Origin of the sequence: Chitinophaga japonensis (assembly GCF_007830125.1) — a bacterium.
Taxonomy (GTDB): Bacteria; Bacteroidota; Bacteroidia; order Chitinophagales; family Chitinophagaceae; genus Chitinophaga; species Chitinophaga japonensis.
The window spans coordinates 1,963,142-1,974,270 of sequence record NZ_VLLG01000003.1; the positions used below are offsets into that span (position 1 = coordinate 1,963,142).

10 protein-coding genes are annotated in these 11,129 nt (G+C 48.3%); 8 read left to right on the forward strand and 2 right to left on the reverse strand.

The annotated features are described in order from the left end of the window. Positions 1–45 precede the first annotated feature (45 nt). Positions 46–3,102: a SusC/RagA family TonB-linked outer membrane protein gene (locus tag LX66_RS17040; RefSeq protein ID WP_145715596.1), complete on the reverse strand. Its 3,057-nt coding sequence runs from the start codon at positions 3,100–3,102 to the stop codon at positions 46–48. Positions 3,103–3,278: 176 nt separating this feature from the next. On the opposite strand from LX66_RS17040, the gene LX66_RS28485 reads away from it, so the two are divergent. Beyond that, the gene (locus LX66_RS28485; RefSeq protein ID WP_244620432.1) at positions 3,279–3,428 is read left to right on the forward strand and encodes a hypothetical protein; all 150 of its coding nucleotides are present in this window, start codon (positions 3,279–3,281) and stop codon (positions 3,426–3,428) included. Next, positions 3,413–3,520, forward strand: a complete 108-nt coding sequence (locus LX66_RS28635; protein ID WP_407643594.1) for a hypothetical protein — start codon at positions 3,413–3,415, stop codon at positions 3,518–3,520. The genes LX66_RS28485 and LX66_RS28635 overlap by 16 nt, the downstream gene beginning before the upstream one ends. Before the next feature lie 53 nt (positions 3,521–3,573). On the opposite strand, the gene LX66_RS17050 is transcribed toward LX66_RS28635, so the two are convergent. Next, positions 3,574–4,305 (reverse strand): flavodoxin family protein, encoded by a 732-nt coding sequence (locus LX66_RS17050; protein ID WP_211366266.1) that lies wholly within the window; start codon positions 4,303–4,305, stop codon positions 3,574–3,576. An 83-nt stretch (positions 4,306–4,388) separates the two neighbouring features. Between LX66_RS17050 and LX66_RS17055 the strand changes: the two genes are divergently transcribed. The 6 genes from LX66_RS17055 to LX66_RS17080 form a co-directional block, all read left to right on the forward strand. Beyond that, entirely contained in the window at positions 4,389–4,730 is a 342-nt protein-coding gene (locus tag LX66_RS17055; RefSeq protein WP_145715600.1) for a winged helix-turn-helix transcriptional regulator, read from the forward strand. 77 nt (positions 4,731–4,807) lie between these two features. Then, the gene (locus LX66_RS17060) at positions 4,808–4,981 is read left to right on the forward strand and encodes a TetR/AcrR family transcriptional regulator (RefSeq protein ID WP_145715602.1); all 174 of its coding nucleotides are present in this window, start codon (positions 4,808–4,810) and stop codon (positions 4,979–4,981) included. 473 nt (positions 4,982–5,454) lie between these two features. Further along, positions 5,455–6,417, forward strand: coding sequence for a hypothetical protein (locus LX66_RS17065; protein ID WP_145715604.1), 963 nt, complete (start codon positions 5,455–5,457; stop codon positions 6,415–6,417). Positions 6,418–6,468: 51 nt separating this feature from the next. After that, positions 6,469–7,497 carry a DUF3450 domain-containing protein gene (locus tag LX66_RS17070; protein ID WP_145715606.1) on the forward strand — a complete coding sequence of 343 codons (1,029 nt, stop codon included), beginning with the start codon at positions 6,469–6,471 and terminating at the stop codon, positions 7,495–7,497. A gap of 1 nt (position 7,498) precedes the next feature. Further along, positions 7,499–8,596 carry a hypothetical protein gene (locus tag LX66_RS17075; protein ID WP_145715608.1) on the forward strand — a complete coding sequence of 366 codons (1,098 nt, stop codon included), beginning with the start codon at positions 7,499–7,501 and terminating at the stop codon, positions 8,594–8,596. A 22-nt stretch (positions 8,597–8,618) separates the two neighbouring features. Continuing rightward, positions 8,619–11,129, forward strand: a 2,511-nt coding sequence (locus tag LX66_RS17080) for a hypothetical protein (protein ID WP_211366269.1), incomplete at its 3' end; no start/stop codon positions are given.

Consider the following 11,129-nt stretch of genomic DNA (forward strand, 5'->3'; position numbering starts at 1 on the left):
AAAAATTCCATGTCTTTTCTTACATCATACTTCCTCCTTCTTACTTCAGAAAGTCACTCTTGCCCCAAAGGAATAGATCCTGTTCTGCGGGTAGTTTACGAAGCGGGTGCTGCTGCTGCCGCGTTCCGGGTCCAGGGAGGGATAGTTGGTGATGGTGAAGAGATTATCGCCGGCAAAGTAGATGCGCAGGGCCGAGATGCCCGCCCGCTGCAGCCATCCTGCCTGCAGGCTGTAGCCGAGCTGCACGTTCTTCAGGCGCAGGAAAGATGCATCCCGCAGCAGGAAAGTGGAAGGCATGCCGGAAATGGGCCCGTAGCCCGATACATAGATGGCGGGCAGCGAAGCGCCGGGGTTCTCCGGGGTCCAGGCATTGCGCCATTCTTCCGTGGGCGGCGTGGACTGGGTGAAGGGCTCAATGCCCCAGCCGGTTACATAGAATTTTTGTCCTTCCACGCCGTAGAAGAAGGCCGTGAGATCAAAGTGCTTATAGGCGGCATTCAGGTTCAGGGAGTAGGTGAAGGAAGGATAGGCCCCGTCTGCATAGGTGCGGTCGCTGGCATTGATCACTTTGTCGCCGTTCACATCCCTGAACCTGAGGTCGCCCGGTTTGGGGTCAAAGGGCTGGGCAGGAGCATTGCGGATCTCCTCTTCCGACTGGAAGATACCGGCTACTTCATACAGGTAATAGGTGTTGTAGGGGTGCCCTTCTTCCCGTATTACGTTGCTGCCTATTTCCCTTGCACCGAATTTCGTGAGCTCATTTTTGAATGCCTGGAAATTAATGCCGGCGCCGTAGGAAAGATCGCCCATTTGATCCTGGTATTTAATGCCGAATTCCCAACCGGTATTGCGCATGGTGCCGCCGTTGATCACGGGGCCGTTCAATCCCAGCCAGCCCGGCACCTGTGCGGTGCGGAGGATGTCGTAGGTCTTTTTATCATACCAGTCTGCATTCAGGGTAAGGCGGTTGTTCAGCACTGTGAAGTCCAGGCCGATGTCCAGCACGCGGGTGGTTTCCCAGCGGATATCCTCGTCTACCAGGGTTTGCCGTTGTGCGCCCGGGTACACGGCGGAGTTATCCATCGGGTAGTTGGTACCGGTTTTCAGCACGTTCTGGTAAGGGTAGTTGCCGATGTTCTGGTTGCCCAGCTTTCCCCAGGAAGCGCGCAACTTCAGGTCATTGAGCCAGGCTGCGGATTGCAGGAAGGGTTCCTGCGCCAGGCGCCAGCCCGCGGAGAAGGAGGGGAAGAAGCCCCAGCGGGTATCGCCGGCAAAGCGGGACGACCCGTCGTAGCGCATGTTGGCCTCAAAGAGGTATTTGTCCCTGTAATCGTAATTCAGCCGCCCGTAAAAGGAGCGGAGGGCCCATTCAAAGGCGGTGCCGCTGCTGCGCTGCCCGTCTGTGCCGGCAGCATCCAGCTCCCGGTGATCGTTGCCGGGAAAGTCGCGGCGGTAGCCGCCCAGGTCTTCTTCTTTATAATATTCTTCCTGTGCGCCGCCCAGCACCTTGAGCTGGTGGGGCCCCAGTTTTTTTTCGTAGGTCAGTTGGGTATAGATCACCGGGTAAATGGAGTTGCCGTCGTCCACCTGCAGGCCTTTTTCGCCCACGTCCAGGTCGGTGGCGTATTCCCCGGTGAACCAGTCATAGAGCGGCAGCACCGGCCGGAAGTCTTTTATTTTCTCAAAGCGGAAATTGAACCCGCCCCTGGTTTCCCAGGTGAGCCCTTCCAGCAACTTTACGGTGGCAAACAGGCTACCTTGTACGTAGTACTCCCGTTCTACTGCCTGTACATGATCTGCAATAGCCACGGGATTTTTGTTATGATACACGTAAGGGTCTCCACGGTAGGTGTAGTGACCGCTGCCATCCGGTACAATAGGGCCATACATGGGGCCCTGGGAAAGCGTGGCCAGGAACTGGTCCTCGCTGCCCTGGCGGGGATAATGCCGGTCGCTGTAGTTGAAGTTGAGGTTGGCGCCGAAGGTGAGCCGCCTGTTCACCTCCGAGTTGAGGTTGAACTGCAGGGTGTATTTTTTAAAGTCAAAGCCCATCATGGTGCCCGGCTGGTCTATGTATCCCAGGCCCACGTTGTAGGAGGTGCCGCCTTTACCGCCGCTAACGCTGAGGTAGTGGTTCTGCGTGTATACGGTGCGGAACACGATATCCAGCCAGTTCACATCCGGGTAGCGCACTTTATCGGTGGCGTTGCGGTACTGGTCTATGAATTCGTCCGGGTAGGCCGGCGCCTGGCCGGAGTGGGCGAGGGCTTTGTTGTACAGCTCCATGTATTCCACGGAATTAGTGATCAGTTTGGGCAGGCGGGTGGCCGAGGTGATGCCCAGGTTGTAGCTGTATTCGAGGTGCAGTCCTTCCTTACCGCCTTTTTTTGTAGTGACCAGTATAACGCCGTTGGCTGCACGGGCGCCGTAGATGGCAGCCGAGGCGGCATCCTTCAGCACGGACACTGTAGCAATATCGTTTGGGTTGATGGCGTTCAGGTTGCCGGGGATGCCGTCGATGATCACCAGCGGATCGTTACCGGCCCCGCTGAAGGTGCCCACACCCCTTACCCGGAGGGATACGCCTTCGTTGCCCGGCTCACCGGTGCTTTCCACCACGTTCAGGCCGGGCAGGCGGCCCTGCAGCAGGGAAGCAGGGTTGGTGACCACGCGTTTGTTCAGCTCTTCAGCGGTGGCGGTTACTACGGCGCCGGTAAGGTTTACTTTCTTTTGGGTGCCGTAGCCTACTACTACCACGTCTGTGAGCTCGGTAGCGGCTGTTTCCAAGGTCACTTCCAGTTGCCGGCGGCCGTTCAGCGGCATGCTGACCGTTTTGTAACCGATGAAGCTGAACTGTAGGGTGCCATTGGCCGGCGCGCTGATGCGGAAGCTGCCTTCAGCATCGGTTTGCGTGCCTGTTTGGCCATCGCCATTGGCCAGGGTAACGGTTACGCCGGGGAGGGGCTGGCCTTTGCTGTCTTTTACCAGGCCGGTAACGGGTGTTTGCTGGGCGGGAGGGTTGTGGTGCTGCCATACGGCCGCCTGCAGCCAACAGGGGAGCAACAGCAGCCATGTGCAGCAGATGCTGATAAGGTTCTTCATACGTAGAATTTTTAAACGTGAATGATAATTGTAGTGTTAACAATTAAAGGGTTTCATAGTATCCGGGGTAAATAGCTGTGCGTAAAACAAATTAGGCAAAATAGCGGTGAAAGTAGCTGTGTTGTGAATTTTGTACCATGGTTGGCGAATTTTGCAAAGGTTTAATAACACATTAAATGAGTCGCAGGCTGACGGATGCAGATGCGCTGGCGGCGCACGTAAAGGAGCAGTACGGCCAGGTAGATGTGCTGTTTATAAATGCCATACCAGCAAAAGCCTACCGCTGCAATGTGCAGGCGATTCCGGTGAGGTGGCCAACCTGGTAGCTTTCCTGGCTTCCGATGAGGCAAAGTTTATGATCGGCTCAGAGATAAATATTGACGGTGGGATAGCGGTGCATCCTTTGGTGCAGTTGTAAGTAGTAAGTGGGTAGCTGTTAGTGACTGGCGCGGAAATATTCCGCGCCAGTCATTATTTTGAATGGATAGTCGCTTCTCCAATCCTTTCCTTTTCTAAAAGCTTCCATTGTTCTTCATTGTGCCGCTCAGTCTGGTAAACTGCTTGTCCTATCCATCGTTGTGTGGCCTTTGCCACGTGTGCTCCAAACCGTAAGGCAGTTAAGCGGTCACCATCAGATGGTGTTGCGTCAAAGCTTTGGTCCGCATTACTTTGCGCCATAACGCCCATAAAGCTTCCCAATCTATTAACTGTCCTGATACTGCCTTCACTATAGTTATTTGTAGGCAAATCTCCCAGGGGAATCCACACCATACCCATCTGGGAGGCAAACACCTGCAAGTCGACCAGCGTATTCAATTTATCACCACTCTGAGAGGCTGAATTGGTAAAACCCGCCGCTACTTTCTCTTTCCATCTCTGATCAAGCCAGGGGTAAAAAGCCGATTCCAAAAAAGCTTTGAACACCGCTGAAGCGCTGCCCATGTAAGTAGGACAGCCAAATATAATAGCATCAGATGCGTCTAGCTTTCCAGTAATGGTTTCGTTCTTCCATTGGCCATTCGATACATCTTCTCCCTTTATTTCCAATAGGGATACTTCATTGCCATTAACGCTGCGGGCGCCTTCCTGTATTTTTTCTGCTAAGACTTTCGTGTGACCTAAACCTGAGTGAAATACAATTGAGATAATTGCCATAGTTTTTATTTTAATAGGTAATGAGTAATTCAGGGCTCTTGGTTTCACAAAGAAACCATTTACTTTTGTTGTGTATATCCTTTGATAAAAAATACAGGTTACCAGGTGGTAACCATGATGCGAAATATATTATGCGAAAAACTTACGATAATCCTTTTGACTGCCCGGTCACACGCACGATGGAATACATCGGTGGTCGTTGGAAACCGATAATTATTTTCCTGCTTATTGATAAGCCGCTTCGGTTTGGGAAACTGGCCATGTTCATGCCCGCGATATCAAAAAAGATACTGACGCAGCAATTGAGAGAGCTGGAAGAAGATGGAATAGTTATCAGGCATGTATTCAGGGAAGTACAATTAAGGGTAGAGTATGAGCTGAGTGAAACAGGTAAATCGTTGCTTCCGCTCATGATGGCTATGAAAGAATGGGGAAAAACCATGCTGCCAAAATCGGATAATGCTCAGTCATAAACGAATATTGATAGGTGATCTTTTCCGAAGAAATCTTTTTATATCTATTTTTTAACAAATAGTTAAACTTTAAGGTGATGTCCAGGGAAAGGAACACGGAACAACAGATTATTGCGGCAGCCAAAATGATATTTCTCCGGAAAGGGCTGGCAGGAGTGCGGATGCAGGACATTGCGGACGAAGCGGGTATTAACAAAGCCCTGCTGCATTATTACAACCGCAGCAAGGATAAGCTGTTCTCCCTCAACTGAGCTGATTTTTTGGTCCTAAAATATCGATTGTTTTAAATATTCGATTTATTAAACGCGTTTCAAAGTCAACATTAATTATGATGGGATATAGTTGTTTTTTTGGAAAAGATATTTATGTTTGTAGCGTCATCTCTTAGGACCTCAATTGGTAGTTTAACCCGGAGATCCCTGAGAACCTATGTAGTATTAATCAGTTATTATGTACCGGATGTTTAATCGATGAATGTAGCTGTACCGCCTGTTTGTACCCGTTAAGCACAAGAGTCATTGTACCGCAGATCCATCCATTTTCATCTGTTTTATTTATTCGCTGCCGGAGGGTAGCTGTAATGTTACTATTATGATCAAGAACGTATGCTTCAGCGTGGGTGTGAGCCTGCTGTCCCTTACCGCTTATTGCCAGGAGCCTGGTAGTTTTTCGGAGTATGTTGGTATTACAAACTTACAGGTACAATCTTCCAGTAACGGGCCTTTTGGGATTGCGGCTAGCTACCAATACCAGTACCGCCAATGACCAGGGTTTCGCTTATATCGGCTTGCACCGAAAATCCTATATCAGCGCTACTGGTACGGGGAATGATATGAACGACCATGTGGGCATCTGGATCAAGGGGTTTTACCAGGGAGTCGGGAGTGCAATGCCCGTTTTTATTGGAGGCGCCGGATATAACAGCGAGGATAGTAAGCTAATGGTAGACCGGAACGGGAATATCGGGATTGGTACGGTGAGCCCGGGGACGGAGTACAATAAGAACCAGACAGCATACCCGGTTACTTATGGCCCTACGGACAGGGTATTGACTATCCGTTCTTCCAACCTCCCGGTGCTGGAGCTTAGCCGGCCGGCCGGCAGCACGGTCGGCGACCGGGTAGGCGCTATTTACTTTACAAACGGCACCAACCAGGCAGATGCACATCTGCAAGTGGCAGGCATCTGGGCGGAAAATGATGGCCGGACCGAGTACCCCAACCTGATGGCCGGCCGCCTGGTGTTTATGACCAAGAGATATGGTGGCGCCACCCAGGGAAAAATGGTGCTGGACCAAAACGGTAATCTCGGCATCGGCACCCTGGATACCAAAGGTTATAAACTGGCTGTGGCTGGCAATATGATTGCTGAAAAGGTAAAGGTCAAGCTGCAAAGCGGCTGGCCGGATTATGTGTTCGAGGAGGATTACCCGCTGCCGCCGCTGGCGGAAGTAGCTGCTTATGTAAAGGCGAACAGGCACCTGCCGGAAATGCCTACTGCAGGGCAAATAGCCGAGGAAGGGCTGGATGTAGGGGAAATGAACAAGCGCTTGCTGCAAAAGGTGGAGGAGCTGACGCTGTATATTATCGAACAGCAGCAACAGATAGCGGAGCAGCGCCACGTAAATAAAATCCAGATGGAACTGCTGCGAGAACTGCAGCGAGAGGTTAAAGAACTTAAAAAATGATGGTTATGAGAAATATTGTTCTATTTATTCCTTAACAAATAAATAAATACCATGAACGCCAGATTTTTGCTATCACTTGCATGTATGCTGCCCCTATTTGCAACCAACTCATTTGCACAGTACATTAATAATCAAAGTACCGCTGCCCAGTCAGCAACCGCCTGGATCACTGGAGAATACAGAACAAATACTGCTTTCAGGCTTACAAGGGACGGTGCCAACTTCATACAGACGGGTTTTATCATGAGAAACGCCGCGCAGGACAAAGGCGTAAATCTTCAACTAACAGGTGATGCTGTGCCTGGATTAGGCATATGGATTGTCAGCAGCGCCGGTATATGGAATGAGCGGATGAGGATAACAGAAAGTGGCAATGTTGGTATTGGCACAACAAGCCCCGCGTTTCCCCTGCATATCTCAAATAATACAATAAACGGTGTTACCGTACAAAATACAGGGTCTCCTTCTCCCGATGCCGGTAGCTTTTTCAGGGCTTATAGTACCGGCCTGCCATTTGCCACCGGACAGCGTTTTGGCGGGCTTATTTTCGGGAATAACCCTTCCGGAAGCACTAGTTATTATACGGCTGCAAAGATAGAGGCAAATGCAGGTTCTTCCTGGACAGAGGGAAGTTCTCATCCTTCGTATATGACCTTTTTTACGACATCGATAGGCGCTGTTGCTGCCACGGAGAAAATACGCATTACGCCTTCAGGCAATGTGGGGATCGGTACTACTATTACCGGAGAGTATAAACTAGCAGTAGAAGGTACTATTGGCGCGCGTAAGATGAAGGTGACTCAGGCTGCCTGGGCAGATTTTGTTTTTCGCCCTGACTACAAGCTACCCACTTTGCAGGAAGTGGAACAGTTTGTTAACGAGCATCAACACCTGCCTGATGTGCCCTCTGAAAAAGAAGTTGCTGAAAACGGCCTGGACCTGGGCGAAATGAACAAAAAACTATTGCAAAAGGTAGAGGAACTGACCTTATACCTGATACAACAGCAAAAGCTGAATGAAGCACAGAGCAAGCGGATCGCTGCGCTGGAGGAGGTGATTAAGAACATAAAAAGTAAGTAAGATGATAAAATATTACATGGCTTTGCTGACGGCAGGTTTGTTGCCTTTGTGCACACTGGCGCAGAACCTGAATGCACCTGTCGGTATTGGCACTACTAGTCCCCAATTTTCATTACATGTTTCAACGAATACGACCACCGGGTTTGCGGTGCAGAATACAGTGCCTTTGAGCGGCACCTCCGGCGCTTTTTTGCGTTTATACAATAGCGGAACACCTAATGCCGCCGACCAGGGATTGGGAGGTTTGTTATGGGGGACCAATCCGTCGCAGGGCGCCTATTCCATCGGGGCACAACTGGTGGCATCTACAGAAGGGCCATGGACAATCGGCAGTTCGCAGCCTACATACATGAGATTTTTAACTACTTCTTCCGGAACTGCTACACTGTCAGAGCGCATGCGTATAACAGCGGCCGGGAATGTGGGGATCGGTACTGCCAACCCCCTGAGCGGTACCAGCAATGCCGGGCTGCATATTAGTAAAGGCAATCATTCCACTATTGTGTTAGGAGATCCATTTAATGGATATGGCGGTTTTGTGCAAACATCAGATAATAAGCAGCGTGTTTTTATAGGTGCTAATCTTTATGATGATGTTGCTGGTAGCTGGAAGGTAGCTCAGAGTGGTAAAGGTGTAGCTGGCATTAGTATCATAGCGGACGAAGGGACCTGGGGGACGGTAATAGATTTTGTTACCAGTTCAGGTGGTACTTATAACAGGAGCATGTCCATATTGGGGAATGGGGATGTAGGTATTGGTACTTCAGATACAAAAGGCTACAAACTGGCGATAGCAGGTAGTATGATCGCTGAAAAGGTGAAGGTAAAGCTGCAGGGCGGCTGGCCGGATTATGTGTTTGCGGATGATTATAAGTTGCCGGATTTGGCAGAGGTGGCGAGGTATGTGAAGGAACATCGGCATTTGCCGGGTATGCCGGCAGCGAAGGAGGTGGAGCAGGAAGGGCTGGATGTCGGGGAGATGAATAAGCGGTTGTTGAAGCAGGTAGAGGAGATGATGTTGTATATGATGCGACAGCAAACTAAAATTGAAGCACTACAGGAAGAGATAGAAAAATTAAAAAGTAATAAAATTAATTAGGCAAAATATTCAATAAGGTATTATGAAAAGGAGACTTACTTTTTTGGTATGTTGTTGCATTACTGTTCAAAGTTTGTTTGCTCAGCTCAAACCAATAGCTCCACTAGAGCCGGAAGCGGCAGAGTTATTTAAGTATACAAATATGCCGGTCAGCCCCTTAACTGGCGTTCCCCAGATCAGCTACCAGTTATATGAAATTAATACTGGCAAGATTAAATTGCCAATAACGTTAAGTTATCATGCTTCCGGTATTAAAGTGAGCCAACGAGCAACTTGGGTGGGGCTAGGTTGGTCCCTGGTTCCGGGAGGGGCGGTTTCCAGAACGGTCAGAGGGAATATAGATGAGGACCAGAACTATGGATGGTTTAATCATACAGCTTCGGTGGATAACATCTCATGGGCGACAGCGACTTACGACGAGTTGAATAATTGGAGTAATGCAACGCCTGACCCCGAGCCTGATTTTTTTAGTTATAATTTTCCAGGTAAATCTGGTAGGTTTATTTTCTCACGCGATACCCGTTCATTTGTGACCATACCATATGACCCTATTGTTATTAAACGGGTCGTATCTTCCAATTCTACGATTAATAATACCTATGAGATCACCGATGATGATGGTGCGAGATACTATTTTGAGAGAACAACGAATATAGGAAGAGATGACGAAACAGGGTTGCATTCACATATACAGGAGTGGAGTCTCACCCGGATTATTTCAGATGATAACAAGGATACGGTGTATCTGAATTACGATTATTTCAGTAGTGGCGGAGACAAAAGTACAGACGTGGTCACTACCTTTTCAAAAACTTATTTTCGGGAAGGCACTGATGTCCAGTATAACGTAGGTAGTCTTACTCCTTCAACCAGTTATTATTACTATGGTATGAGCAGGCTGAAGGAAATTGTGTTCAGGCAGGGAAAGGTTGTTTTCTATGCTAATACCGTACGGACCGATTACGGAGGCGCTGCCCTTGATAGTGTTGTAGTATACAGCAAGAATTCCACAAGCTACGAAAGAGTAAGAAAAATATCATTTGCTTATGACTACTTCTTTAGCGGAAATACCTCTGCTGATTTTGCTGATTACCGGCTCAAATTATTGTCATTTACTAAAGAGGACATCAAAGGAGGGCAACCGGAAACCTATCAATTTGATTACAATAATACCCCTTTGCCTCGTATTTTTTCCTATGCGGCAGATTATTGGGGCTTTTATAACGGGGCTAAGACCAATACCAGTTTAATGCCTAATAAGCTGCCTGTCCAGGATGACTTGAAACAATACGGTGTTGTAGGAAATGCTAACAGGAAGCCAGATGATGATTTTATTATGGCAGGTATGCTCAATAAGATAACTTACCCAACAGGAGGATATACAACACTACAGTATGAATCCAATAAATATAAGACGATACATCCGGAAGTTGTCAACGCTACGCTTGCTTATTTTAAACAGTATGGAACTGGTCGAAATTCAACCGTCACTAAGACAGCCGATTTTCAGGTTGTGTCTCCTAATAATTCAGCCTATCATCCAGCTACGCTTACTATGAACTTTTCGCCGTTTTCTCCCAATGCAATAAATGTTGCCCAGTATGTGGCATTTAAGGATTTGACCACAGGTACTACAATCGCTACCTGGAGCTCGGACGAGTTTAATCATGATTCCGAGTACGAGCAACCTCACACAGTTACCTATACTTATTCATGTAATACCTCGCATACTTACCAAGTGTACGTGGCAGTTAACGATCTATCTACCACCTATCTGGAAATGACTGTAACAAGTACGAAGAATGATTCCAGCAATATGATAAAATCAGGCGGTGGTATCAGGGTTCAGTCAATTTCAAGTTTCAATAATGATAGTATCCTTCAGAAGAAAGAAGTATATAAGTATGGGCCGGATGAAAATGGTATGGGCTATATGCCTTATTCTGCAGACGAAATGATTGATAATAATTTTGTTAATTCAAGAACCGCAGCAGTGCGTAATCCTAGTATCTGCCAGGTCGTATTTGGAGAAAAGATTGTATATCTCGGGCAGGCATCCTACTCGACGGTCAGTTTCCAGGGGGCTACGGTTATATATCCCATTGTGACTAAATATGAATCTGGAAACGGAGTGCCCAATGGCAAAACTGTTTATCAATACGCGGTCCCTAGTGACTATGTTGTAATCCGATATCCCAATGGGATGGGGAGAAGGGAGTTTATCGATAATACCTTGTATGATGTCATGTTGCGTACAGAACAAACTTATAGGTATAACGTAAGTGATCAATCTTATAGACTGTTGAGACAAATGACCAATAGTTATAGTATGTTGCCGAATGTCAGAAGTGAGAAGGCTGCAAAAGTGTGGAGGGCGGTTGAATGGTTGGTTCAGCATGAGTGCGCACAACAACCGTCAACCGACTTTGACTATATGCATTACACTGTCAGAAGCGGGGGATATCGCCTGAGCGGCACAAAAGTGGAGGAGTACGATGAAAACGGCAATAAACTCGTGGATACAGTGAACTAT

Bases quoted from the DNA above. Each gene is read 5' to 3' on its own strand.
- LX66_RS17075 (WP_145715608.1), top strand. From the start codon at position 7,499: ATGATAAAATATTACATGGCTTTGCTGACGGCAGGTTTGTTGCCTTTG.
- LX66_RS17070 (WP_145715606.1), top strand. From the start codon at position 6,469: ATGAACGCCAGATTTTTGCTATCACTTGCATGTATGCTGCCCCTATTT.
- LX66_RS17055 (WP_145715600.1), top strand. From the start codon at position 4,389: ATGCGAAAAACTTACGATAATCCTTTTGACTGCCCGGTCACACGCACG.
- LX66_RS17060 (WP_145715602.1), top strand. From the start codon at position 4,808: ATGTCCAGGGAAAGGAACACGGAACAACAGATTATTGCGGCAGCCAAA.
- LX66_RS17040 (WP_145715596.1), bottom strand. From the start codon at position 3,102: ATGAAGAACCTTATCAGCATCTGCTGCACATGGCTGCTGTTGCTCCCC.
- LX66_RS28485 (WP_244620432.1), top strand. From the start codon at position 3,279: ATGAGTCGCAGGCTGACGGATGCAGATGCGCTGGCGGCGCACGTAAAG.